Source organism: Micromonospora sp. NPDC018662 (assembly GCF_044391475.1).
In the GTDB taxonomy this organism is placed as follows: Bacteria; Actinomycetota; Actinomycetes; order Mycobacteriales; family Micromonosporaceae; genus Micromonospora.
In genome coordinates this window covers 488,627-513,572 of the sequence record NZ_JBISAC010000005.1, presented here as the reverse complement: position 1 = coordinate 513,572, position 24,946 = coordinate 488,627, and the positions used below count along the sequence as shown (strand labels likewise).

Below are 24,946 nucleotides of genomic sequence, written 5' to 3'. Positions count from 1 at the left end.
GACGTCCTGTTCGCCATGCTCCGCGACAAGATCCCCTACCAACCACGCCCAACCAGCCCCGTCCCCGCTTGACGAAACCCATAGGGACACCCCCCGGGGACGCGAGCCCCTCGCGCCCCCGGACGCGAGCCCCTCGCGCCCCCGGACGCGAGCCCCTCGCGCCCCCGGACGCGAGCCCCGCGCGCTCTGTTTCACGGAAATAGTGGCTAAACGGGCTCGGAAGGCCACTCTTTCCGTGAAACAGGCGCATGGGCGCGGGCGCGTGGGGCGGCGCATGGGCGCGTGGGGCGGTGCGTGGGGGCGGCGCCTGGGGGGCGGTGCGTGGGGCTCGGGGGGCGGGGCGCGGCGCGCGGGGCGCGGCTCGTGGTGCGTGGGGCGCGGCGCGTGGGGCGCGGCGCGTGGGGTGCGGGGGTGGGTGGGGAACCGGGGGTGGGGGAGCGGCGTCTGATCCGTATGCGCCGATCGCTCGCCCTGCTCGGGCTGCCGCTGCTGGTTCTCTCCGGATGCGCCGCGCCCGGCGCCGGGTCGGGTGCGCCGCCGCCCGCCGGCCCGGACCAGCGCCCCGCGTTCACCCAGCGCGCCGACGAGGTGGCCGGGCGGTGGCGCCCCGGGCCGCAGTGGCACGACGGGTACGTCCCGCTCCAGGACGCCACCGTGCTCACCGGTGACCCGGTCTTCACCGAGGAGACGAAGGTGGCGTTCACCGCCGGCTGGTACCGGGACCAGATCGCCATTCCGACCGCCGTTCCGCCGCAGGGCTCGATCCGGTTTCCCGACGGTGTGCTGCGGGTGCCGCTGGTGAGCGCCGCGGACGCGTACGCCCGGTTGGACCAGGGCGACCCACCGCCCTGCGACGGTCGCCCGCGAGGACCGGAGCCGGCCGCGACCGCCACGCCGGGCCCGGACGACCCGGCGTCGACCACCGCGCCGACCCCCTGCGTTCCGCTCACCGTCACCGCGGTGCGGCTGGGTAGCGCGCCGGTGTTGACCAGCCGGGGCCGGGCCGACGTGCCGGCCTGGTTGTTCACCGTGGAGGAACTGGCCGCGCCGGTGGCCCGGCTCGCGGTCGCACCGCGCGCGGTCGGCGCGGTGCCCGGCGGCGCGGCGGACACCGGGTCGCTGCCGGCCGGCCTGGTCGCCGCGCAGGAGTTGCGGGCGGTGGCGGGGGACCGGCTCGACTACCTGGTGGGCGTCGGCGCCTGCGACGGCACGCCCACCCCGCTGGTGCGGGAAGGGCCGGACGTGGTGGTCGTCGGCGCCGCCGTGGTCGCCGCCACCGGCCCCTGCACCATGCAACTCGCGATGAAGCCGGTCAGCGTCACGCTCGCCGCCCCGCTGGGCGACCGTACCGTCCTGGACGTCGGCAGCGGCGCCCCGCTGATCGTCCGCACCGGCGGCTGAGGCTCACAGGATCCGCGGCACCTCGGTGCTGATCGGCACCGGCAGCACCGTGGGCCGGTCCGCGGCCAGCGCCCGGGTCAGTGCCGGGCCGAGCCCGTCCGGGGACGCCACCACCTCGGCCGCGCAGCCGTAACCGCGGGCCACCGCCGTCAGGTCCAACCCGGGCAGGTCCAGCGCCGGCACGCCCGGCGTGTGCTTCAGCTCGGCGAACGCCTTCAGGATCGCGTACTGCTGGTTCACCGGGACCACGACGGGCAGCGACAGGCCCAGCCGCGCCGCGGTCCACAACGCCTGCACCGAGTAGTGGACCGAGCCGTCACCGATCACCGCGACCACCGGCCGGCCGCGCCCGGTGTCCCGCTCGGCCAGCGCCAGGCCGACCGCCGCCGGGAGCCCGAACCCGAGCCCGCCGCTGGCCATGGTGAAGTAGGAGCGCGGCCGGTCGATCCGCAGCCGGCGACGCAGCGCGGCCAGGTTGGACGGTGACTCCTGCACCAGCACCCCGTCCGCCGGCCAGACGGCGGCCAGCGCCGCGAAGAGCGTGTCCGCGCTGGGCGGCTCGGCCGGCTCGGGCGGGGCCGGCGGGTCCCGGGGCTCCGGCGCGGGCCGGTCGGCCGGCGGGAGCAGCTCCCGCAGCGCGGCCAGCACCAGCTTGGCGTCGCCGAGCAGGCTCTCGCCGACCGGGGCCCGGCCCGCCTCGTCGGGGTCGTCGGTGACGTGCAGCAGCCGGGCATCGCCGGGCAGGTAGTCGCCCGGCACGTGCGGGTAGTAGCGGAAGACCGGGGCGCCCACCACCAGCACCACGTCGTGGCCGCGCAGCGCCGCCGACAGCGGCCCGATCGCGTACGGCAGCACGCCCCGGAACTGCGGGTGCCTCTCGGGGAAGACGGCCCGCTCCGGCGCCGGGGCGGCCCAGACCGGGGTGGCCAGCCGTTCGGCCAGCGCGACCGCCTCCGGCCAGGCGTCGGCCCGGTCCACCGCCGCGCCGAGCACCAGGACGGGGGCATGGGCGGCGGCCAGCGCGCCGGCGAAGCCGCGCAGCCGGTCCGGGTCCGGCCCGATCCGGGTGGCGACGGTACGCACCGGCGGCGGCGGATCGGCGTCCCGGGCCCAGTCGTCCATCGGCAGGGAGAGGAAGACCGGCCCGGTGGGCGGTTGCGCCGCCATGGCGTACGCCCGCATGAACGCCGCCGGGATGTCCTGCGCGCGGGCCGGCTCGTGCGCCCACTTGACGTACGGCTGGGGCAGCTCGACCGCCCGAGGGCTGGCCAGGCGCGGCTCGATCAGCAGCATCTCGCGGGTCTGCTGGCCGGCGCTGACGATCAGCGGCGTCCGGTTGTGCCAGGCGGTGACCAGGTTGCCCATGCCGTTGCCGGTGCCCGGCGCGGTGTGCAGGTTGACGTGCGCGGGCCGCCCGGTGCCCTGCGCGTAGCCGTCGGCCATGGCGACCGCGGACGCCTCCTGGAGCGCGTGCACGTAGTGGAAGTCGGCCGGGAAGTCGGCGAGGAACGGTTCCTCGGTGGAGCCGGGGTTGCCGAAGACGGTGGTCAGCCCGAGCGCGCGCAGCAGGTCGTAGGTCGCCTCGCGCACCGTCGCCATCGCCGGCTGCCTCCGTCCCTGGCCGGGCCGCCTCCCGACCCACCGAATCTAACGGGCGGAAGCCGACTTTTCGGGCCTTCGGGGGTCTCAGGGCAGCGGGAATGGGAGCGTGATGCCGTCCAGCGCGTCCCCGCACGGGCAGTCGCGCTCGGCCGGCAGCGCGGCGACCGCGTCCAGCAGCAGCCCGCGCAGCCGGTCGGTGTTCTCCGCGAAGACCCGGAACACCTCCTCCTGGGTGACCGACTCGCCCGCCTCGACGCCCGCGTCCAGGTCGGTGACCAGCGCGATCGACGTGTAGCAGAGCGCCAGCTCGCGGGCCAGCACCGCCTCCGGGTGCCCGGTCATGTTGACCACCGCGCCGCCGATCGAGGTGAACCAGCGTGACTCCGCCCGGGTCGAGAAGCGCGGCCCCTCGACCACCACCACCGTCCCGCCGTCCACCGCCGGCACGTCCCGCCCGGCCGCCGCGGCCAGCAGCGTCCGCCGCCCGGTCGGGCAGTACGGGTCGGCGAACGACACGTGCACCGCGCCCCGGTCGTAGTAGGTCTGTGACCGCCCGCTGGTGCGGTCGATGAGCTGGTCCGGCACCACGAACGTGCCCGGACCCAGCTCCGGCCGCAGCCCGCCGACCGCGCAGGGCGCCAGCACCTGGCGTACGCCGAGGGAGCGCAACGCCCAGAGGTTGGCCCGGTAGGGGATCCGGTGCGGGGGGTGCCGGTGGTCCCGGCCGTGCCGGGGCAGGAACGCCACCTTCCGGCCGCCCACCTCGGCGACCGTGATCGGGTCCGACGGCGCGCCGTACGGGGTGTCCACCACGTGCTCCACGCCGTCGAGCAGGGCGTAGAGACCGGACCCGCCGATCACCGCCAGTTCGGCCTCCGCCGCCATCCGATCCTCCCTCGATCCGTCGCGATCACCCGCCGGTCAGACCTTAGCCAGCGGGCGGGACGCAGGCTATGGTGCGTGACATGGCGTTGACAGCGTGGACGGTCGACGGCGTCGGGCCCGCACCGACGCACGGCTGACGGGTGTCGGACATGCAGGGTGAGGGGCAGGCGATCGGTGGCCGAGCCATGGAGTCGATGACCGGACGACTGCTGGTCGCGACGCCTGTGCTCAAGGACCCGAACTTCGACCGTACGGTCGTGCTGCTGGTCGCCCACGAGCCGGGCGGCGCGCTCGGCGTGGTGCTGAACCGGGCCACCGAGGTCCCGGTGGCCGACGTGCTCGGCGACTGGAGCGACCTGGCGCGGGACCCGGCGGTGCTCTTCGAGGGCGGCCCGGTGCAGCCCGACTCGGCCATCTGCCTGGCCCGGATGCGCCACCCGGTCCAACCGGTGAAGGGCTTCCACCGGGTGTCCGGCGCGGTCGGCACCATCGACCTCTCGGTCGACCCGGAGAAGCTGCGCGACGCGGTCGGCGGGATCCGGGTCTTCGCCGGCTACTCCGGCTGGGGGGCCGGCCAGTTGGAGCGGGAGATCGAGGAGGGGTCCTGGTTCGTGCTGGACGCGCTGCCCGGCGACGCCTTCGTCGACCGGCCGGACGATCTCTGGCCGATGGTGCTGCGCCGGCAGGGCGGGATGATGGCGGCGGTGGCCCACTTCCCGCCGGACGTGGCGCTGAACTGACCCGGTCCGGGGGGGACCCCCCGCGAGATGACCATGCCCGGTGGCGTGTGTATAGTTCTTCCCGTGCCCGGGCGACCGGGGACGACCGCAAGGGGCCGTGGCGCAGCTGGTAGCGCACCACACTGGCAGTGTGGGGGTCAGGGGTTCGAGTCCCCTCGGCTCCACCCTTGGAATTGCAGGTCAGCGGCCTGGTCGAGTGATCATCGACCAGGCCGCTGATTCGTTTTCGGGCCCGGCGTCTCACGGTTTCTCACATCAGCCTCGCGTGTCACATCCTGGTGCGACGTGACGCTCCCTGCCGACCGCTGCCGCGGGGTCCCGTAGGCGGCCGTCAGCATGCCGCCGGCGGCCCGCAGAGCCTCGTCCTGCGAGTGCACGTAGGTCTTCATCGTGAAGGCGACGTTGGCGTGCCCGAGCCAGGCGGAAATTACCGCGGCCGGTACGCCCCGAAGGTGCATCAGCGTGCCGCAGGTGTGGCGCGTGTCGTGCAGCCGGATCTTCGGGAGACCGGCCCGCGCCACCAACACCTCGAACCGGTCGGAGTACGACTCCGGGTGAACCTCCTCGCCGACCTGGTCCACGAAGACGTGGCTCTCCCGACAGGTCGAGCAGGACGAGCGGTAGTCGCGCCCCGCGGCGGCAATCTCCTGCCCCTGGCGGGCCTTCAGCCGTCGTAACGCCTCCACCAGTGTGTCGTCCAGCGGGAGGGTCCGTCGTGAGCGCTCAGACTTCGGCGTGCTCTCGACGACCTCGCCATCGATGATGATTCGGGTCACCCGAACCGTCAGGGTCCTGGCCTCCAGGTCGACATCCCGCCAGTGCAGCCCGAGCACTTCGCCGCGGCGCAGACCGTAGAGACTCAGGCACCATCCCGCGTACAGCCGGTCCTCCGCCACGTGGGCCAGGAAGGCCGCGGCTTCCTCGGCAGTCCAGGTCGACATCTCTTTCTGCGCCGTGGTGCCTGGGCGATCCACCAGGCGTGCGACGTTGCGCACCACTAGGCCCTGCTTCACCGCGTCGTCGAGCGCCTGAGCCAGGACGCTCAGGGCCAGCGTGACGGTCGCCGGAGCGAGTGGGCGCCCTCTGACGCCGACTCGCCGGTCCGACTCGAGCATCCAGGTGACGAGCTGGTCGACCTGGGCCTTTCTGATCTTCTGGAGCGGGACCTGGCCCAGCTGCTCGATCACCGGTTTCAACGCGTTGGCGTAGTTCGAGCGGGTCGACTTCTGGAGCTTGCGACGGCCGGCGAGCCACTCGTCGAGGTGCTCGGCCAGGGACTTCGTGCTGGACGCGACGTAGGTGCCCTTGGCCAGCTCCGCGAGGATCTTCGCCCGCTCGTCGCGAGCTTCCTTGAGGGTGTCGTAGGTGTAGGTCCGCTGGTCGCGGCGGCCGTCCGGCTTGGTGCCGACGTCGATGACGAACCGGTAGCGCGTCCGCCCGTTCTTGCGGATTCGACCGATAACCCGGGGATGCCGATCTGGCAATGTAAGACGTTTAATTGCCGTGCCGCAGATAATGCCAATTTCCGGTCGCAGCCGGACCGGCGAAAGCGAGCCAGATTCAATTAGCTACTGCGGCTGCAGCATTTAGGGCTTCAATGGCCTCGTTTGCCAAGCCTTGACCGTCCAGTATATAACCGCAGCGCCAGCCATGGCGCGTGCATCGGCGTATTAGCCGAATCAACGCTGGCCGGCTGACAGATGTCGCCAATTTTGCCAAAGTCGTTCATGAACTCTGACAGGCCGAGTTCGATCAGATACGATCTGTACTCTTCCGAGGCGGCCTCGAGGTGGGGAGCATTGGCTGTTGGTTCAGAACTGTCGCGGGCGTACACTTCCCTGACAAGCTCGTTGGTCGCACGCGTTAGTTCGTTTACCACTGAGTCGAGCGGTTTCGCCAGGAGTGTGACCAATTCGGCCTGGATCTCATGATTTTGTTCCTGTAGTTCGTAAAGTCGCACTCTGATAGTCGTGCGCTCCACAATTTCACGGACAATTTCTATTTCCAACTCGGCAGGAGTCAGGCGCGCCCACCGTGTTGATGGCGTCTCGGGCTCCGCGTAGAAGTATCCGTCTACTCCAAACCAGCGCTTCTGTTTTAGCTCAGAGTCCATGAACCAGTATCTTCGTGAAGATAGCTGCCAGGCCGCGCGCTCGTAGTGAAGCTCTTCCGAGACTCGCTTCGGGCCAAAGAGGCCGCGTCGTTCGGTAGCCGTTTTAACCAGCGGCACGATGACCTCAGCCCCTAGGTACTTTCGCCGTTCTGCGAGCGCTAGCAACATCGGGAGAATCTCTTCGAGTCTAGTTAGGAGCGCGTCCTTCTCCTGCCTCTCATTATGCGCCCTTGTTGCTTCCTCCGTCTTCTGTTCAGCGGTTGTGGCGTCAACGCGAGACCTGATTATTTCTTCGGGGGTAGGCATCCATTGATACTAGGTTCAACTGTAGTGGTTCAGCACTCCTACCTTCGGATGACGACTCGTGTAACTCAAGCCACAATAAAGGTGATCCCCGACTAAATCAGGACGTTGAGGGTGCAGCGGTGGCCAGGGCTTACGGCCAGCGCACATGCTTGTACGGTGGCCGCCGCGCCGGCCCCAGTGCGGGCGTTCGGTTGAGCGCGGCCAGGTAGGTACGGACGGACTTCGCTGGCGTAAGTGCTCCGGGATTACGCCTGCTACCGCGCCGCTTCCGCTCCTCGCCGCTGCGCGGCTGCGGTGCGGGTCGGCTTGGTCTCGAATTACTACCGCAGCGTCCGTCGGCGACTGCAACGACGCCAGCAGGTCGGGCAGGCGCCAGCTTGGTCTTTCCAGACCAGGACGGCAGACCGCGCCCGAGCTGGTCTGTACCCGAGGGGTCGTCGGTGGGTACACGGACGGACCCCACTCATGCATATCTGGCCGAGACCTCGTACGCCGATAAGTCGGCGCTGTAGCCCTGGACGCTCACTTGCCGGGAGCGCCCGGAGCGCACAGTAGCGGCGATGGACAACGATCAGCCCGCGCCACCCCGGAAGGCCAGGCACCGTGCCCATCAGCGGCCGGGCCGGCCGCACGCAATGCTGCTCCGACTGTCTGACGACGAGAAGGCCGTGATCGAGGCAGCGGCCGCAGCCGCGAGCCTGACGGCAACCGGGTACGCGGCCAAGGCGGCCGTCGCCGCCGCGATCGCCGGCCAGGCGCCCAGCGGCGCGATGGGCGACTTGCGAGATCTGCAGCATGAGCTGTTCGCCGCTCGTCGCGCCGTGGCGATGTTCGGCAACAACGTCAACCAGGCCGCTGCGGCCTTCAACGCCACGGGTCAGCTACCGGATTGGACCACCGACGCCATCCGACTGTGCGCCGCAGCGGTGACTCGCCTCGATGAGGTGATCGCCCTCATCGACCGGAGGTTGCGGTGATTACGCGCGTGCACCGGCGCGGCTCGCGGGTCGGTGGCCTGCTGCGCTATCTCTGGGGCCCGGGCAAGGCGGAGGAGCACACCAACCCTCATCTGGTGGCCGCATGGGACGGCGCGGGACTACTGCCGGATTTGGAGCCGAAGGTCGCCGCTAGCGGTAGGCGAGACCTCCGGGCGCTGACCGCGCTACTCGTGCAACCAGTCCGTGCCGGCTACCGACCGCCAAACAAGTTCGTCTGGCACGCCAGCATGCGGCTGGCGCCTGAGGACCGGCACCGGACCATCACTGACTCGACGTGGGCGGGCATGGCGGTGCAGATGCTCACTGAGGTCGGGATCGCCACCTCCGCGACTGATCCCGGCCTGCGGTGGATCGCCGTGCGGCACGCTGATGACCACGTGCACATCGTCGCCACGCTGGTGCGAGAGGACGGGCGTACCAACTGGATGCGCAACGACTACCCGCGCTGCGTCAAGGCCACCTACAACGTCGCCCACCGCTACGACCTGCACCGCCGGGTTGCGCCGTCGGACCGGACCGCCCACCGCCGTCCCCACCCGGTCGAGGTCAGCAAGGCCAGCCGCAACGGCCGCGCCCAGACCCCCCGCGACGAGCTGCGCTGGCGTGTACCCAGAGCCGTGGCCGCAGCCGATTCGGAGGAGGAGTTCTTCACCCGGCTCCGCGAGATAGGGGTGCTGGTTCGACCTCGGCGCAGCAGCACCGACCCGCAGAGGATCACCGGGTATGCGGTAGCGCTTCCCGGGGCCCGGACCGCCGGCGGACAACCGGTGTACTTCGGCGGCGGCCGGCTGGCGCCCGACATGACCCTGCCCAAGCTACGGCTGCGCTGGGGCACCCCGACACCGCAGCAGACGGCACCAACGGTCGGCCGAAGCGAACGTGTTGAGGCGATGCGCCAGGCCGCCAAGGTGGCCACCGCGGCCGCCGACGACATCCGCCGCGCCGCCCGTACCGAGCCGGGCCAGGCGCAGACCACTGCGGTCGCCGCGGCAGATCTGCTCACGAGCCTGGCGTACGCGATGGAGGGTGACCGCCGCGGGCCGCTGCACCGGGCCGCCGAGGTCTTCGACCGGGCAGCCCGAGATCTGTACGGCAGGGTCCCTCGGCCCACCGGCCGCAGCCAGGAGATGCGCGCCATGTCGCGGCTGGTAGCGCTGATGGGCCGCATCTCCGGCGACGACGACACCATCGCTGCGCTTGCGCTGGTGATGGACCTCGCCCGCCTCGCCGACACCCTCGAGCAGCTACGCAAGGCACAGCAGCGCCTGCACCAGGCCGAGGCCGCTCGAGCCGCGGCCGAGGCGCTGCGGCTGGTAGCGGGCGGCCGGCAACTGGCGGTAGCGCTGCCGCTAACTGCCACGTCCACCTCCGAACCGACAGTGGGAGGCGGCCGACGCGCTGGACGTGGCCGCTGAGCAGGCAGAGGAGGCGCACGTGCCGCACCCGCAGCAACACGAGGACCCGATGGCCGAGACCCGCCAGCAGTTCCTGCAAGGGCTGGCCACGATGGCAACCGTCGGCGAGGCCGGCGCCCGCTGGGCCGCCGTCGGCATTCAAAACAAGGCCGCCGACCGCGAACGCCAGGCCCATCGCGACGAGGCCGCCGCGGCAGCCCGCCGCGAAGCCGACCGACTGGCCGCCAAGGTACGCGCGGACCGCGAACGAATGGCAGCGGCGCTCGACGGCGACTGGCTGGTCAACAAGGCCACCTTCGCCGAGGCCGCCGCCGTCTGGCGGACCGCGACGATCCACGCCGGCACCGACCCGGTCGCCCGGCGGGCAGCGGAGTTCGCCGAGCAACGACTACGCCAGTTCCGACCGGACCTGATGGCCGCCTACGAACGCCACCGGCACGCCGGCAGCGCAATCCCCGAGGCCATGCGCGCCGCTTCCCGGGAAGTGTGGGAGAACGACGCCCGCGCGGGCCACCGCCAGCACGGCGCTCGCGCCCACGGCGGCACACCCGACCGAGCGCGGATCACTCCTGACGGGCCCGCCGGTCTGCCGCCCAGCGGCCGTGGGCAAGTCGACGACTTCGACGCCGCTGTCCGGAAGGAGGCCATGACGCTGGCGGAACACGTACGGCCCGAAGCCCCTCGACGAGCTACAGCGCCAGTGGCGGGCCGCCGGCAAACTCCCGGCCGGCGAACCCGTGCAGCTCCTTCGCGACCTCGCGGTAGAGATGAGCCAGGCCATCAGGACCGGCGATGCCGACGGACGGCCCGTCGGAGGGATCCGCCTCGCGCAGAGTCACGTGGAGGAGGCCCTGGCCCGTGACCTGTACGGCAGAGCTGCCGCTGAGCGCGGTGAGGGAGCCCGGAACGGCGGGACGCCGGACGATCCCCGCACCTCGGCCGACGAGCACACGACCGGGCAGACAGCTAGCGTGGTCCACGACGACAACGCCGACCACACCGCCGCCGTCTCAGCCCATCACGCTGAGGTGCTCGCGACGCCCGCGTGGACGCAGGCCTTCCCCAAGCTTCGCGTAGCCCAGGTCAACGCGGCAGTCGCTGACAAGCAACCCGCAGCGACGATCACCGCAGTCCAGATGCGCGGTAGGGCGCGATGACCGCCACCAAGTCCCCACAGGCCCCCAACGATGGGGCAAGCCAACTGGTCGAACTTGTGGCTGAGGTGGCGAGACTGACAAAGCAGGTAGCCGACCTGCAGCAGACTCATGCCGAGCGCGGCGAGGCCGATGACACAAGCGATCAGCCGCCGTTGTACTCGACGGTTGAGGAATGGCTGAGCAGGTACCTGCTGCCGACCTTCCCGCGCCCGGTGGGCGAGGTCGGTATGTCCCGATGGCACTGGTGCGAGCAATGGTGGCGCCACGACGAAGCGGTCACCAGGTTGACCGCCCTCTGGTACGGCTGGGAACAGGCCCGGCTGCAGATGACCGGCATGCTGCCCTGGCCGAGAGAGCTCGACCACCAGCTGCCCATCCTCTACGGCGACGATGGGCCGTTCCGCAACTGCGATGTAAGCAGCGATCTGGGAGTAGCGCGACACCACTCTTCACCGGAGGTGCCGGCCGAGCCCGCGCCCGAGAACTGGTGGAACTGGGGAACTGACCGCCGTAGGGTTTGCTGAATGCGCTCCCTTGGGCAATGCCTCTTTGCTTGACTTCATCGCAGGAAGGCGTCGGCAAGGACGATGACGCCATTCAGTAGCCGTGCGTGGTTGCGGAAGTTGCTGCGGTGAGGTTTGCGTCATAACGGGGAGATCTACTCAAGCACAACGTGCGGTGGCCGGAAATGAACTGAGCAGTTCCGGCTACAAATGCTTTCATGAATATTGCCATTGAGGCGACCAGTGTCCGCATACTCAGAGGGTGCACCAAGTTACTTGCAGATGCTCGGTCCGCGAAGAGTTTCGGGCTGGGTTGTATTGACCTCTACGCTCGTGACGGTAGCCGCCTTGCTGGTTCGGAGGACGTCGCTATACGGGTAGTAGATTTCGTCTTCACCTTTGCATGGCCTTGCGTCGATCTCGAAAAGTCCGGAGGCTCGGGCGACGATCGCTAGGTATGCGTCAGGTGTGCCCTCGGCTTCTTGAGGTAAGAACCAGCTTATGCTGAAAATTCCTTCCCCCTCGCTTGGAACGTAGGTGGACAAGAATGGTGCGATATGAAAGCCCTCCGTGATTAAGGGGGCCTGAATGGGCATGGTGGTGGGAAATTCGACCACCGTGCCCTCCGGTGCGGCCATGGTCATATTGGTGCTTGATAGGGAGTCGTAACGGATCGACTCGATTGCGCCGCTGGAGTCGCAGACGGTGACCGTGTCCAAACGTTTCGGATGCCATCTGTGGCATGTTGACTCCGATTGACCGCCGCTCTGCGGATAGCCCTCGATCTCAGTAGTGCCGAATGAGTCGAGCGCAAGCTGGACGGGCTGTCCTAGGCAGAGGCCAAAGAGTCCTGGGCATGTTTGTTTGCGGGCCAAGTGGATGTTGTCATCGAAGCTGACATAGAGGTAAGGGTCGGGGCCGGTGAATCGAGGGTTGCCAGTCTCACCGCCTGGCGACATGTGTGGTCGCTCGTTGGCATTGATATTCTCGCTAGTTCGCCGATTGGCAACGACAGCGAGCCAAGCGAGGAGAAGAACAATTATGGCCACGGCGAGAATTGAGGCCGTCATGAAGGCCAGTGATCGCCCTGACACGCCCACGACGATATTTTGGACCGGGTTGACAATAATGCCGCCGTTGGCGGTAATTTTCTGCTGCTGGGTGTGGCTTTCTTTGCCTGCAGCGGACCCGCTCTCTTCTTCCTGCAACTTGGTGGCGGTAACTTGTATTGCGAGGCCGCCAAGGACCAGCGTTGCTAAAATGCCGGCCCAGACCCAGGTGAAGTTGTCGGTGACCTTATTGATAGCGATACCGATGGCTGCGGTGAAGATGAAAAGAAGGGCCGACGTCGCCACCTTCATCCGTCGCGTCAACCTTGCAAGTGGCGTCAACGTGACCTCCCGTCGGCGCTCAGTGTAGCCATGGGAAGCTGTACGTCAACGTGCAAGCGACCTTCGGTGTCGGATCTAGTACAGTTGCGATCACAGCCGCCCAGAGGACCGTCACTTGACAGCTGCGCGACTGGCTGTCTGGTGCTTGCCCAATTGAAGTATTATGCGCATTTTCGACTGGCCGGATGGGCTCGGGTGGTACCGGCAAAGACGTGAAGCGGCGCGCTCTGGCCAACGGCCTTCTCTTAGTCTAGATTCCACTTAGCCAGCAAAAGGTGTAAATAAAGATGAATGGTACTCAAGCTCAACCTGGCAGAGCTGGCCACGGTGTGTCTTCGCTGTTCAAGAACTGCGCTGCGCCCGCCCTCGGTGGTGGGCGAGGATCTCAACACCGAGACCTATCCCGGGCTGGCGGTGGCGTTGAACCCCAGCGTCGGCGGTCCGCCGCCGGCTAGGATCTCAACGTCGAACCCGGGGTGCGGCTGCATCCACGGGGGCGGCCCAGCCTCGGCGGTCCGCCGTCGGCGAGGATCTGAACGAGGCCCAGCTAGCCGCGCAGGCCGCGCAGCTGATGCCAGCGTCGGTGGTCCGCCGTCGGTGAGGATCTCAACACCTACCAGCACACCGCCGCCGGCTGGTACGTCGCCTCCAGCGTCGGCGGTCCGCCGTCGGCGAGGATCGCAACTGCCGGCGTCTGAGCCGAGCAGCCCGGCGCTGGCGCGCTGCGCCCGCCCTCGGTGGCGGGCCCCCGAATAACACGCCATCACATGCCGGACTCGCAGGTGGTGGGGAACTGTCGGCTGAGGCGGCGCGACCGGCGTCATCGTCGCGAGGGCGTCTCGTCGTGCTGGCGAGACACCCGGCGACTAATCGACGCCGCCAGCATGCCCCGTCGGAGTCAGTGCGGCCGGATACGCGCCCAGAGAGGCTGCGTCTGCGCACGCGCGTCTGCACCCAAATCCGACAGCAACGATATTGATATCCGAAAGCTTCGTGGGCCGGAGCCAGGGGTGTCTTGACTCCGGCGAGAACCCTGCTTTCTCCCAGCAGCTCAGAGTCCCGGCTATGCCCTGACTTCGATGAGGCTCACCGATTCCGATCGTCTTACTGTCGGGCATTTTACAGTTCGGCGATGTGGAGCGGTCTTTGTCGTACCGGTGTGGTGGTATGCCGATCTCTACAAGGTCAGGGAGCCGCCGAGTGTGGGCGCATAGCAAGAACCGCTTCGGAGTCCGCCACCGGATCGAAGATCATTTACGTGGTACGGCGGAGTTGGCGAGGTTGTTCGCATCACCGTTCGGGCTCGGTGAGTTGGCCTGGTGGACGGGTCTTGTCCATGACGGCGGCAAGTGTTGGCAGGTGTGGCAGGACAAGTTGCTGCTTGTCGAGCCGACGAATGGTCGTGTGGGTTTGGATCACAAGTCGTTCGGGGTGCAGTTGGCCCGTCGTCACGAGCTCCTCCCGGTGGAATTTGCTGTTGCTGGGCATCACGGTGGTTTGACCAACCAGGGGCAGGTCGATGGTCTCTTCGGTGAGGATGCTGCGGCCGAGAAGCGCCTGCGGTCCGGCCCCTGGGCGGATGCGGAGAAGCGCCTCCGGGTGGCTCTTCCTGAGATGTTCTCCCAGGTCCCGGCCCTGCCCGTCGAGTTCGAGCAGAGTGCGGAACGGCTGACGCGGGAGTTCCTCCTGCGGTTCCTGTTCTCCTGCCTGGTAGATGCCGATGTGCTCGACACCAAGGCCCATGTGGAGGGCGGCCAGCCGAGGGTCGGCTCTGACCTGGATGCTGTGGTGCTGCTTGATCGCTTCCTTGCTCGTCGTGCTGACTTTCTGCGGCAGCGGAAACCCGGTGCGATGGACAGTCACCGGCAACGTCTGTTCGCTGCGGCGATGGCTGCCGCTGCCCGGGAGCCTGGCATCTTTCGGTTGACCGCTCCGACCGGGACCGCGAAGACCATCGCTGCTGCGGGCTTCGCTCTGAAGCACGCAGCGTCGCACGGTAAGCGACGGGTGATCGTGGCGGTTCCCTTCATCACTATCACCGAACAGAACGCCGCGGTCTATAGGGATCTGCTCGACCCCGATGACCCGGACGCCGAGCGGGTGGTCCTGGAACACCACAGCCATGTCGAGGTCAGCGGCACCGATTCGACCAGTGAGCGCCACTCGTGGCGGCGTCTCGCATCGGAGAACTGGGACGCGCCGTTCGTCGTCACCACCACGGTGCAGCTGTTCGAGTCGCTGTTCGGCCGGACTCAATCTCGCATGCGTAAGCTGCACCGGATCGCCGACTCGGTACTGGTTCTTGACGAGGTACAGGCGTTGCCGCATCACCTGTTGCCGCAGGTCGCTGACGCGCTGCGGATCTTGACGCAGCGTTTTGGGGTGACGGTAGTGCTGTCATCGGCCACGCAGCCGGCTGTTCAGGCCCTCGGTCCGCTCAAAACGTTGGAAGTCTACGAGATTCTGCCTGACCCGGAGTCGTTCTTCGCCGAGTGCCAGCGGGTGCAGTACGACTGGCGGCTTGATCCCAAACCAGCCTTGGTGGACATGGTGAAGGAAGCCGTCACGCACCAGCAGGCGCTGATGGTGGTCAACACGGTGCGCGACGCGAGAACCGCCTTTCTCCATGCTCGTGAGGTGGCCAGCAGCGAGACGACAGTGCTGCACCTGTCCACCGGCATGTGCCCGGCTCATCGAAAGCAGGTGCTGGAGGATGTCCGTTCCTTGCTGAAAGACGATAAGCCTCTGATCCTTGTGAGCACATCCCTGGTGGAGGCTGGGGTTGACCTGGATTTTCCCGTGGCGTTCCGGGCTATCGGGCCCCCCGAGTCGCTGGCACAGGTCGCCGGGCGGTGCAACAGGGAAGGCAAACTCGGCCCCCGCGGTGGACGAGTCGTGATCTTCGACCCGGTTGACGGCAGACTCCCACCCTCGTATCCCACCCAGATCGAGGTGGCATATACGTACTTCGGCCCCGGCATCGACCCCGAAGATCAGGCGAAGCTGAGCGACTACTTTGCTGAGTTGTACGGGACGCTCGGGATCGAGGATCGGGGTCGTGCCGCCGGGGTCATCGAGGCCAACCGCAAGCGGTGGGATTTCGTCGCTGTCGCCGACGGTCCCCTTGAGGCTATGGGCCGCACCGCGCGGAACCGCAAGTTGGCCTTCCGCATGATCGACGACGACACCGTGCCGGTCGTCGTCCGCTATGACGACGGCCGTGGTGGAGCGGACGTCATCGATCGGTGTCTGCGGGACCTGCGAGGTGCCCACCCCGACATGAGGATGCTCCGGGATCTGCAGCCCTACATCGTCAACCTGCGCCGCACTACCGCGCGTCAAGCCCATATAGCACCCACCCTCATCCCCGTCATCGGCGATCTATGCGAGTGGCAGGGAGAGTACGACGACGGATACGGCACGGTCCTTGAAGGCGATGGCAAGGACTACCTCTGGTGACGCGAGGTAGTTGTGCATTCTGCCTGGCGAGCCCGCGAGCGGTGGCTCGCCAGGCAGGCGCCCTCCTCTTGGGCTATCCGTGCTTGCCCCGCATGAATTGGACCAGCTGCACGACCAAGACCGTCGTACCGCCGAAGGACGCCCCACCGGCTAGGAGGGCATTGGCCCTGCTCACGCCGCCCTGCCAGGTCAACAGCGCCGTTGCGCCACCCACCAGTGCCGCAGTGAGCAGGGCAATCGCCAGCCAGAAGCCCCGCTCCGCCGCAAGGCGGTCGGCATCTTCTGGCTGCCCAACCGACCTTCGTCGTACGCTCACCGATAAGTCCTCCTACCTGCTCGGTCGGGCGGACGCCAGGACGGCCCCCTGCGCCATCAGGGGGCCGTTCGCATTCACGGACGAGCCTCGCCGTCCCAACGTCCTAACAGGCGGCGTCACCTGGACTGGTCGCCGTTCGCCCATTGTGGACGACGATGAAGCCGAAAGCGACTCTCACCGCTCGTGCTGCTTTGAATCGGCAAGTTTTGGTAGCGTGGTCCCGCACCACGACAGGCACGTCAGCGGGCGGTTCTGCCCGAGGGTCTCAACAACGCGGCACGGGCGGTGAGCATCGTGCCTAACGGTCCGCGGCCACGCTTCAGCGTGGCCGCGGACACGGTCCCCGGCTCGACACAAGCCATGTCGTCGAAGGTCTCGTCACGAGGAACCCTCGTAGCAAGTCCTGCCTTCCAGTCGATGAACGGAGAGGATCATCAGTCGTGAGCGATGCATTGCGGCAGCGTGCTCATCCGCCAGTGGTGGTACAGGTTCGGGGGGAGGCCGCTCTCTTCACGAGGCCCGAGTTACGGGTTGAGCGGGTGAGTTACCCGGTGATGACGCCGACTGCCGCGACCGGGGTGTTGGACGCGATCTTCTGGAAGCCGGAGTTCCGGTGGGTTGCGGTGAAGATCGAGGTGCTGCGGCCGATTCGGCAGTTCAGTCTGCGGCGTAACGAGACCAGTGACCTGCCGAGTCTCGCTGATGCCGTGGGCAAGGGGCGTCGAGTCGATACGGTGGCCAGCCGGGACCAGCGCAGCGCGCTGTGCCTGCGGGATGTGGAGTACCGCATCCATGCGCAGGTCGAGTTGGCAGGTCACGCCGATAAGCGCGATGTCGCATACCGCGACCAGTTTCGGCGGCGGGTCAACCGTGGGGCCTGCTACCAGCAGCCTTTCCTGGGGGCGAGGGAGTTTCCCGCTTCGTTCTTCCCGCCGGACGCGCGTGAGCCGATCGATGTGACTGAGGATCTGGGAGTCATGCTGCACCGCGTCCATTACGGTCCACCGGCCAGGTTTGACTGGTTCACCGCCCGGCTGGAGAAGGGTGTCCTGCACGTTCCGGCGCGCGGCATACCGGGTGGTGTCGAGCAGATGGCCGAGGTGGTGTGATGTTGCTGCGCCGGCTGGTCGGATTCCGTCGCCCTGCCGATGAGGACGATGGTGAGGACCGCCCGTACAGCCGAGTCCGGACCGTTCGGTGGCAGTTGAACCTCGACCGTGAGGGTGCGCTGCGGCGACTGATTCCCTTGACGTCGTCGGGTGAACGGCCGGCGAGGGACGGCTTGTCGATCTTGGTGCCGAACGCTGGCCGTACGTCGGGGATCGCTCCGACGCTCGGTGCCGATGATGCCCAGTACGTCCTGGGTTGGGTCGACGACAAGGCCAAGCCGGATCGTGTGGCACGGGCGCATGAGGCGTTTGTTGAGCTGTGCCGCCGTTGGTTGGGTGAGCACCCTGACGACGCGGCGGCGCGGGCGCTTGTGGCGTTCTATGACCGCCGGGAGTTGCCTCAGCCACCCGAGGGGGAGAAGTGGTCGTCGCGTGACCTAGTGGTCGTGGCCGTTGATGGCCGGCGGGTGACCGAGCGGGACACGCTGTGGGCGCTGTGGGAAACAGTGGTGCAGGAACGTAAGAGCGGTGCGGGTACCGACGGTGGAGGCCGGCGAGGCCTGTGCCTGGTCTGCGGTCAGACGGATCGGCCGCTGCTGGACCGGATGCCTCAGGCACTGCCGAAGACGCTGATCCCTCGGGCCGACCAAGAGGTCGCACTGGTGTCGGCGAACAAGCGCATCCACACGTACGACTTCGACGAAGGGCTCGCCGGCTCGCCGATCTGCCTGGCGTGCGGGCAGGCCGCAGTAGCCAACCTCAGCGCCATACTGTCCGACAGCCGTTTCACGTTCACCTATCCCCGGCAACGCACGCGGCTTATCTGGTGGGTCAGCGACGGCGCCAACAGCGAGACCATCGCCATGCTCGACCGCAGACCCGAGCAGATCAGCGAGTACCTCCACGCGCTGGCCAGCGGTCAGAAACGCAGACGGCCAGACGACCGGCTGACATTCTGCTCGGCCACCCTGTCCGGCAACGTCGCCCGGCTCGTGGTGCACCACTGGCTGGAGATGCCCCTGACCCAGGCGGAAGACAACGTCAACACCTGGTTCGACGATCAGCAGATCCTCGCCCGTGGCCGCGAGGCGCCGAACGCGTATCCCGTCTGGATGCTCGTCCTGTGCGCGGGCCAATGGCTTCCAGACAGGTCTGAACGGGGAGGACGGTACATCGAACTGTGGAACAAAGCCGCCGACCGGCCTGACGACCTGGCGCAACTGCTGCTACACAGCGGCCTGCACGGGGGGACACTTCCGCCCCACCTCCTCGCGCATTTCGTCCGCCGTATCCGCACCGACCTGCGAATCGACGGCCCGCGGGCCGCCTCGCTGCGGGTCGCGCTCACCCGTCACCCGCAACGAACAGGAGAAGGACCCGCCGCCGTGCTGGACGAGAAGCAGGACAACCCGGCCTACCTGTACGGACGACTCTTCGCCGTACTCGAGTCACTTCAGCGCACCGCCTACGGCAAGGACGAGCAACCCAACACGACCTTCTTCCACCGCTACTTCGCCGGCGCGGTGGCCAATCCCCGAGTCGCCCTGGTGCAGGGCGGCCAGCTCTATCCCGCCTGGCTCAAGAAGCTGGACAGCGCCGCACGCGACAACAGCAACAACCCTGTTGCCCGTCAGAGCGCCGAGCGCGCCGGCCGGGCTGCCCGTCGTTACCGGGCGCGCGTGCGTGAACTGCAGGACCGGCTCACCCCTCCGGTCGCACCGCTGCACGACGCGGAAAGCCAGTCGTGGTTCATCCTCGGCTACTTCCACCAACAGGCACACGACATCCGGATGGCCAAGGCCGGCAAGGCCCCCGAGATCCCGACTGACGACCTGCACACCGACGACCACGACAACACCAACGAAGGGAACCACGAACAGTGAAGCCGCAGACGATCGACCCGGCGGTCCGCCACGACGCGGTGATGTTCTTCGACGTCACCGACGGCAACCCCAACGGCGACCCCGACGGCGGGAACCGTCCCCGCGTCGACGAGGCCACCGGTCATGGTCTGGTCACCGACGTCGCCCTCAAGCGCAAGATCCGCGACACCATCGGCCTGACCGCCGAAACGCTCAACTACCCGACCGACCGGTACCAGGTATTCGTCGAGGCCGGGCACGCACTCAACACCCGCACCGCCGAGTCGTACAAGGCAACCGGCATCGAGTTGAAGTCCCGCAAGATCTCGCCCGAGCAGGCCGAGGCCGCCCGGCAGTGGATGACCAACCGATACGTCGATGTGCGCCTGTTCGGCGCGGTGCTGTCGACCGGCGAGACGAAGGCCCTCGGCCAGATCCGTGGTCCCCTGCAATTCGGCATGGCCCGCTCCATCGACCCCGTCCTGCCCGTGTCACACGCCATCACCCGGGTAACCCAGACCCGGCAGGAAGACATCGACAAAGGCGAGAAGACCGAGATGGGCAGCAAGTGGACCGTGCCCTACGGCCTGTACCGGGCACAGTTCCACTACTCCGCCGCCCTGGCCCGCAAGACGGGCGTCACCGCCGAAGACCTCACCGCCCTCTACAGAACCCTGCAGTTCATGCTCGACCACGACCGCACCGCTACCCGCGGCATCATGACCATGCGTGGCCTGTACGTGTTCAGCCACTCTGACGCCTTCGGCAACGCTCCCGCCCAGCCCTTGCTGGACCGGATTCGCATCGATCGGGTCACCGGCGTCGGCACTCCCCGCGTCTTCACCGACTACAAGGTCACCACCGACATGGGTGACCTGCCCGCTGGCGTGACCTTCGACATCCTGCAAGGCTGAGGAGCCCTCGACGATGACCTGGTGGCCTGACGGGGACCTCAACGCCGGGCGGATCCCACTGTCCGCGCTCGAACACCACGCCTACTGTCCCCGCCAGGCCGCCCTCATCCACCTCGACGGCGTATTCACCGACGACGTGAACACAGTCCGAGGACACTTGGCCCACGAACGCGTCGACCGCCCCGGCGTCCGCGCCACCGCCGCCCCCGGATACCGGCAGCACTACGCCGTCCCCGTCTGGAGCGAAGCCCTGGGACTCTACGGACGCTGCGACGTAGTCGAAATCGGTCACGGCACCGCCATCCCCATCGAACACAAGATCGGCCGATACCAACCCGGCGGACCAGCAGACGTACAGGCCGCCGCCCAAGCCCTCTGCCTACGCGAAATGCTGAACCTCGACGTCCCCCACGCAGAGGTGTTCACTCACGCCGACCGGCGACGACACCGGGTACACCTGACCGACGAACTCATCACCACCGTGAAGCAGACCGCCAACGCGCTCCGCACGATGCTGCTCGCCCCACAACTGCCACCCCCAGTGGCGGACCGCCGATGCCGACGCTGCTCACTGCTCGACGACTGTCTACCCCGGGCCGTGGCCAACCCCGTCGACCTCTTCACGCCCCGACTGCCCGGTGACTGGAATGCCTGAACTGATCAAGAACACCCTCTACATCATGACCCCAGGCAGCAGCGTCCACCTCGAAAGCGACGCCGTCCGGGTCTTCCACCCCGACAAGGGCCCGAAACGTCTGCCACTTCTGCGTATCGACCACGTCGTCGCCTTCGGCGGGGTCACCCTCACCGACGAATTCCTGCACCGCTGCGCAGCCGACCAACGTTCCGTGACCTGGCTGTCCGGCAACGGCCGCTTCCGCGCCCGCGTCATCGGCCCTCAAGGCGGTAACCCACTCCTGCGAGTCGCCCAACATGACACACTCCGCGACACCGCCCGCCGCGCCGCAGTCGCCCGCGCCTTCGTCGCCGGCAAACTCCACAACACCCGACAGGTGCTACTCCGCGCCGCCGCCGACGCCCGAAGCACCCGCCAACAAGTCCTTCGCGCAACCGCATCCGCCATCGCCGACGACCTCACCACGCTCCCCGATACCGACAACATCAACGTCATCCTCGGCATCGAAGGCCAAGCCGCTAAACGCTACGTCGCGACCTGGCGCCACCTCCTCGTTGACCACGCCCAAGTCACCGCCCCCACCCACCGGATCAGCAGACCACCCACCGACCCCGTCAACGCCGCACTGTCCTTCGGCTACGGCATGCTCCGCGTCGCCGTCCACGGCGCGCTCGAACACGTCGGTCTCGACCCCTACATCGGCTACCTACACGGCATCCGACCAGGCAAACCCGCTCTCGCCCTCGACCTGATGGAAGAACTGCGCCACCTCCTGGTCGACCGGTTGGTCTTCACCGCATTCAACCGTCGCCAACTCACACCCCAGCACTTCGACCACCACCCCGGCGGAGCCCACGAACTCAACGACGACGGCCGCCGTGCCTACCTCACCCTCTGGAGCGAAGCCCGCGCCCGCCCCTGGCCCCACCGCCAACTCGACCGGGACATCCCCGCCGCCGTCCTACCACTCATCCAAGCCCGACTCCTCGCCCGACACCTACGCGGCGACACACCCCACTACAGCCCATGGAGCCCCGCCTGATGGAGTACCTGGTCACCTACGACGTCGACACCACCACCCCCGAAGGCCAACGACGCCTACGACGAGTAGCCAAAATCTGCGAAGGCTACGGAATCAGAGTGCAGAAGTCTGTCTTCGAAGTCGCCTGCACCACCGCTCAACTTCCCACTTTCCGTCAGAAGCTCTCCGATACCATCAGCCACACCACCGACGACATTCGGCTGTACCGCCTCACTGCAGGCACACTCCAACAAGTCGAACGACTCGGCATCGCGCAACTCGCACCCCACCACGGTGACCACCTACTCTGATGATCTAGGAACCCGAAGCGCGACGCCGGCAAGCGCGAGGTTCCCGAGCGAAAATGGTCACGGAACGGACATTTCCCTGCCTTTCCTGGAGGCCAACAGGAGCCGCGATGCCGTTCCCGCAGCTCGGAAAGCCCAGCGTCGGCGGACCGCCGTCGGCGAGGATCTCAACCTGGGCGAAGTCGTTGTTGTACGGCAGCACGTACACGCCGCCAGCGTCGGCGGACCGCCGTCGGCGAGGATCTCAACGTGCGGCTGGCCACGCAGGCGGCCGGCTTCCGCACCGCCAGCGTCGGCGGACCGCCGTCGGCGAGGATCTCAACCCGTCTGCCCAGGAGGCGCCCATGGGCAGGCTGGCCGCCAGCGTCGGCGGACCGCCGTCGGCGAGGATCTCAACGCCGACCAGCTCGCCCGACGTGGCTGGAAGGTCGGGCGCCAGCGTCGGCGGACCGCCGTCGGCGAGGATCTCAACCGGGGTAGTGGGCCCGGGTGGGCGCTGGCCGGTCGGCCAGCGTCGGCGGACCGCCGTCGGCGAGGATCTCAACCTCCCCGTGTCCGGCGCCGCCGGACCCCGCCCCGGCCAGCGTCGGCGGACCGCCGTCGGCGAGGATCTCAACATGAAGCGGGCGCGGGAGACCCGCCGGCTCTACGACCAGCGTCGGCGGACCGCCGTCGGCGAGGATCTCAACGTCATGCGGCGAGGCTGTGCGCGCTCCGCAGTAGCGCCAGCGTCGGCGGACCGCCGTCGGCGAGGATCTCAACCGGGTTGCCGTCGTTGTGCTCAACGTTGTGGACGGGGCCAGCGTCGGCGGACCGCCGTCGGCGAGGATCTCAACGCCGACATCAGCGTGCGCCCGGACTGGCGGAGCGCGTCCAGCGTCGGCGGACCGCCGTCGGCGAGGATCTCAACGTGGACATGGTGGAGCGGTCCCCCTCTGCGGGCGGATCCAGCGTCGGCGGACCGCCGTCGGCGAGGATCTCAACCTGCTCGTCGCTCACCGGCGCACCGTGCCCTGCTCGACCCAGCGTCGGCGGACCGCCGTCGGCGAGGATCTCAACCTCCGTGTCGATCGCGGCGCGGACTGCGGCGACTAGCCAGCGTCGGCGGACCGCCGTCGGCGAGGATCTCAACCACAACCCGATCCGCTGACCGGGTAGGGGAAGGGGCCACCAGCGTCGGCGGACCGCCGTCGGCGAGGATCTCAACATCGCCGTTCTGATCGTTGCGCTGGTGATCGGGGTGGCCAGCGTCGGCGGACCGCCGTCGGCGAGGATCTCAACAGGCAGTTCCACCGACCGATCCACCCGGGCTGGCCCTTCCAGCGTCGGCGGACCGCCGTCGGCGAGGATCTCAACTCCAACAGGTTGGTGCCGACGGCCTGCGCCGTGACACCCCAGCGTCGGCGGACCGCCGTCGGCGAGGATCTCAACGAGAACCCCGAGCACGCCCAGGCCGACCTTGAAGCCAGCGTCGGCGGACCGCCGTCGGCGAGGATCTCAACGTTGAGGTAGAAGGTCCGTTGCGGCGCCGAGCCCTGGCCAGCGTCGGCGGACCGCCGTCGGCGAGGATCTCAACTTCGCGGACAGCGTCGGCCAGCTCGTCGCGGGTGGACCAGCGTCGGCGGACCGCCGTCGGCGAGGATCTCAACCATGCCACGTACCGCCATGGCCGCGCCGACGCGTCTCCAGCGTCGGCGGACCGCCGTCGGCGAGGATCTCAACTTGTGCATCGGCTCGGTGGCCGGGTTGGACGGGATGACCAGCGTCGGCGGACCGCCGTCGGCGAGGATCTCAACGGCTGCTCGCCGGCGTAGCCCTGCTCGTCGACCGGCACCAGCGTCGGCGGACCGCCGTCGGCGAGGATCTCAACCGGGTGCACGCGCTGCGGGGGTGGGGTGCACGCGCTGCCAGCGTCGGCGGACCGCCGTCGGCGAGGATCTCAACTTGGCTGCCGACGCCTGCGTCATGTCGGGCTGCTTGGCCAGCGTCGGCGGACCGCCGTCGGCGAGGATCTCAACATGCGGACCTGCACGATGCACGCCGAGCCGGTGGGGGTGCCAGCGTCGGCGGACCGCCGTCGGCGAGGATCTCAACGGGTTCGAGCCCGACGGCCTGACCGTCCGCGAAGCCGACCAGCGTCGGCGGACCGCCGTCGGCGAGGATCTCAACCGCAAGACGGTCGCCGGATGGTGAGCCTCCCGGCCCAGCGTCGGCGGACCGCCGTCGGCGAGGATCTCAACACCCCGAAGCCGGAGGCGTCGCTGAGCGACAGCGGCCCAGCGTCGGCGGACCGCCGTCGGCGAGGATCTCAACGCCATCAGGCCCTGGCACATCCGCGAGGACCGCTACCAGCGTCGGCGGACCGCCGTCGGCGAGGATCTCAACGTGACCGGTGACGTGGTGACGGACGCGGTGGTGGCGCCAGCGTCGGCGGACCGCCGTCGGCGAGGATCTCAACCGGACCGCGCGCGACGCCGACGTCACCGGTGACGCGGCCAGCGTCGGCGGACCGCCGTCGGCGAGGATCTCAACTTCGCGGTGCGTGTCGGTCACTACCTGCACCGTAAGTGCCAGCGTCGGCGGACCGCCGTCGGCGAGGATCTCAACCCGGGCCGACGGGTAGGTGGGTCGAGTTTGGGGCCGGCCAGCGTCGGCGGACCGCCGTCGGCGAGGATCTCAACATCGCCTCCGTCACCGTCGGGCCGGGCGTGTGACCACCAGCGTCGGCGGACCGCCGTCGGCGAGGATCTCAACACCCAGAGCTGCACCACGTGCTCCATGGTGACCCCGCCCCAACGTCGGCGGACCG

18 protein-coding genes, 1 tRNA gene and 1 CRISPR repeat array are annotated in these 24,946 nt (G+C 68.3%); of the genes, 14 read left to right on the top strand and 5 right to left on the bottom strand.

The features are described from left to right. Window positions 1–453: 453 nt before the first annotated feature. Entirely contained in the window at window positions 454–1,401 is a 948-nt protein-coding gene (locus tag ACH495_RS18835; protein ID WP_396859013.1) for a hypothetical protein, read from the top strand. 3 nt (window positions 1,402–1,404) lie between these two features. Here ACH495_RS18835 and mdlC read toward each other — a convergent pair whose 3' ends face one another. Together mdlC and ACH495_RS18825 are read right to left on the bottom strand one after the other, a co-directional pair. Beyond that, window positions 1,405–3,000, bottom strand: coding sequence for a benzoylformate decarboxylase (gene mdlC / locus ACH495_RS18830; RefSeq protein ID WP_396858992.1), 1,596 nt, complete (start codon window positions 2,998–3,000; stop codon window positions 1,405–1,407). Window positions 3,001–3,087: 87 nt separating this feature from the next. Further along, complete coding sequence (locus ACH495_RS18825) at window positions 3,088–3,888, bottom strand: S-methyl-5'-thioadenosine phosphorylase (RefSeq protein ID WP_396858991.1); 801 nt, start codon at window positions 3,886–3,888, stop codon at window positions 3,088–3,090. Window positions 3,889–4,037: 149 nt separating this feature from the next. On the opposite strand from ACH495_RS18825, the gene ACH495_RS18820 reads away from it, so the two are divergent. Then, entirely contained in the window at window positions 4,038–4,628 is a 591-nt protein-coding gene (locus ACH495_RS18820; RefSeq protein WP_396859012.1) for a YqgE/AlgH family protein, read from the top strand. A gap of 91 nt (window positions 4,629–4,719) precedes the next feature. Next, a tRNA-Ala gene (locus ACH495_RS18815) sits at window positions 4,720–4,792 on the top strand. A 36-nt stretch (window positions 4,793–4,828) separates the two neighbouring features. Here the strand turns inward: ACH495_RS18815 and ACH495_RS18810 are convergent. Continuing rightward, window positions 4,829–6,112, bottom strand: a complete 1,284-nt coding sequence (locus ACH495_RS18810) for a tyrosine-type recombinase/integrase (protein WP_396858990.1) — start codon at window positions 6,110–6,112, stop codon at window positions 4,829–4,831. Between the two features lie 110 nt (window positions 6,113–6,222). Beyond that, complete coding sequence (locus ACH495_RS18805; RefSeq protein WP_396858989.1) at window positions 6,223–7,047, bottom strand: hypothetical protein; 825 nt, start codon at window positions 7,045–7,047, stop codon at window positions 6,223–6,225. A gap of 560 nt (window positions 7,048–7,607) precedes the next feature. On the opposite strand from ACH495_RS18805, the gene ACH495_RS18800 reads away from it, so the two are divergent. From ACH495_RS18800 to ACH495_RS18785, 4 genes are all read left to right on the top strand, one after another. Further along, window positions 7,608–8,024 (top strand): hypothetical protein, encoded by a 417-nt coding sequence (locus tag ACH495_RS18800; protein WP_396858988.1) that lies wholly within the window; start codon window positions 7,608–7,610, stop codon window positions 8,022–8,024. Beyond that, window positions 8,021–9,460, top strand: a complete 1,440-nt coding sequence (locus tag ACH495_RS18795; RefSeq protein WP_396858987.1) for a relaxase — start codon at window positions 8,021–8,023, stop codon at window positions 9,458–9,460. The genes ACH495_RS18800 and ACH495_RS18795 overlap by 4 nt, the downstream gene beginning before the upstream one ends. After that, complete coding sequence (locus ACH495_RS18790) at window positions 9,450–10,322, top strand: hypothetical protein (protein ID WP_396858986.1); 873 nt, start codon at window positions 9,450–9,452, stop codon at window positions 10,320–10,322. Before ACH495_RS18795 ends, ACH495_RS18790 begins: the two co-directional genes overlap by 11 nt. A 291-nt stretch (window positions 10,323–10,613) precedes the next feature. Continuing rightward, window positions 10,614–11,141, top strand: coding sequence for a DUF4913 domain-containing protein (locus ACH495_RS18785; RefSeq protein ID WP_396858985.1), 528 nt, complete (start codon window positions 10,614–10,616; stop codon window positions 11,139–11,141). A gap of 251 nt (window positions 11,142–11,392) precedes the next feature. On the opposite strand, the gene ACH495_RS18780 is transcribed toward ACH495_RS18785, so the two are convergent. Beyond that, window positions 11,393–12,481: a hypothetical protein gene (locus tag ACH495_RS18780; protein ID WP_396858984.1), complete on the bottom strand. Its 1,089-nt coding sequence runs from the start codon at window positions 12,479–12,481 to the stop codon at window positions 11,393–11,395. Window positions 12,482–13,711: 1,230 nt separating this feature from the next. Here ACH495_RS18780 and cas3 point away from each other — a divergent pair. From cas3 to cas2, 7 genes are all read left to right on the top strand, one after another. Further along, on the top strand, window positions 13,712–15,970 hold the full coding sequence (gene cas3 / locus ACH495_RS18775) for a CRISPR-associated helicase Cas3' (protein ID WP_396858983.1): 2,259 nt from the start codon (window positions 13,712–13,714) through the stop codon (window positions 15,968–15,970). Window positions 15,971–16,726: 756 nt separating this feature from the next. Then, window positions 16,727–17,395: a type I-C CRISPR-associated protein Cas5c gene (gene cas5c, locus ACH495_RS18770; RefSeq protein WP_396858982.1), complete on the top strand. Its 669-nt coding sequence runs from the start codon at window positions 16,727–16,729 to the stop codon at window positions 17,393–17,395. Further along, window positions 17,395–19,278, top strand: coding sequence for a type I-C CRISPR-associated protein Cas8c/Csd1 (gene cas8c, locus ACH495_RS18765; protein ID WP_396858981.1), 1,884 nt, complete (start codon window positions 17,395–17,397; stop codon window positions 19,276–19,278). The genes cas5c and cas8c overlap by 1 nt, the downstream gene beginning before the upstream one ends. Further along, the gene (gene cas7c / locus ACH495_RS18760) at window positions 19,275–20,171 is read left to right on the top strand and encodes a type I-C CRISPR-associated protein Cas7/Csd2 (protein WP_396858980.1); all 897 of its coding nucleotides are present in this window, start codon (window positions 19,275–19,277) and stop codon (window positions 20,169–20,171) included. Before cas8c ends, cas7c begins: the two co-directional genes overlap by 4 nt. A 13-nt stretch (window positions 20,172–20,184) precedes the next feature. Next, a complete protein-coding gene (cas4, locus tag ACH495_RS18755; RefSeq protein ID WP_396858979.1) occupies window positions 20,185–20,826 on the top strand; it encodes a CRISPR-associated protein Cas4 in 642 nt (213 codons plus the stop codon). Further along, entirely contained in the window at window positions 20,819–21,850 is a 1,032-nt protein-coding gene (gene cas1c / locus ACH495_RS18750) for a type I-C CRISPR-associated endonuclease Cas1c (protein ID WP_396858978.1), read from the top strand. Before cas4 ends, cas1c begins: the two co-directional genes overlap by 8 nt. Further along, window positions 21,850–22,140, top strand: a complete 291-nt coding sequence (cas2, locus tag ACH495_RS18745) for a CRISPR-associated endonuclease Cas2 (protein ID WP_396858977.1) — start codon at window positions 21,850–21,852, stop codon at window positions 22,138–22,140. Before cas1c ends, cas2 begins: the two co-directional genes overlap by 1 nt. A 132-nt stretch (window positions 22,141–22,272) precedes the next feature. Further along, window positions 22,273–24,891: direct repeats of the CRISPR family, unit length 37 nt; unit sequence CCAGCGTCGGCGGACCGCCGTCGGCGAGGATCTCAAC. Window positions 24,892–24,946: the final 55 nt, after the last annotated feature.

What these genes read in the sequence shown, in the direction of transcription:
- ACH495_RS18835 (WP_396859013.1), top strand. Translation starts at nt 454, where the DNA reads ATGCGCCGATCGCTCGCCCTGCTCGGGCTGCCGCTGCTGGTTCTCTCC.
- mdlC (WP_396858992.1), bottom strand. Translation starts at nt 3,000, where the DNA reads ATGGCGACGGTGCGCGAGGCGACCTACGACCTGCTGCGCGCGCTCGGG.
- ACH495_RS18825 (WP_396858991.1), bottom strand. Translation starts at nt 3,888, where the DNA reads ATGGCGGCGGAGGCCGAACTGGCGGTGATCGGCGGGTCCGGTCTCTAC.
- ACH495_RS18820 (WP_396859012.1), top strand. Translation starts at nt 4,038, where the DNA reads ATGCAGGGTGAGGGGCAGGCGATCGGTGGCCGAGCCATGGAGTCGATG.
- ACH495_RS18805 (WP_396858989.1), bottom strand. Translation starts at nt 7,047, where the DNA reads ATGCCTACCCCCGAAGAAATAATCAGGTCTCGCGTTGACGCCACAACC.
- ACH495_RS18800 (WP_396858988.1), top strand. Translation starts at nt 7,608, where the DNA reads ATGGACAACGATCAGCCCGCGCCACCCCGGAAGGCCAGGCACCGTGCC.
- ACH495_RS18785 (WP_396858985.1), top strand. Translation starts at nt 10,614, where the DNA reads ATGACCGCCACCAAGTCCCCACAGGCCCCCAACGATGGGGCAAGCCAA.
- ACH495_RS18780 (WP_396858984.1), bottom strand. Translation starts at nt 12,481, where the DNA reads ATGAAGGTGGCGACGTCGGCCCTTCTTTTCATCTTCACCGCAGCCATC.
- cas8c (WP_396858981.1), top strand. Translation starts at nt 17,395, where the DNA reads ATGTTGCTGCGCCGGCTGGTCGGATTCCGTCGCCCTGCCGATGAGGAC.
- cas4 (WP_396858979.1), top strand. Translation starts at nt 20,185, where the DNA reads ATGACCTGGTGGCCTGACGGGGACCTCAACGCCGGGCGGATCCCACTG.
- cas1c (WP_396858978.1), top strand. Translation starts at nt 20,819, where the DNA reads ATGCCTGAACTGATCAAGAACACCCTCTACATCATGACCCCAGGCAGC.
- cas2 (WP_396858977.1), top strand. Translation starts at nt 21,850, where the DNA reads ATGGAGTACCTGGTCACCTACGACGTCGACACCACCACCCCCGAAGGC.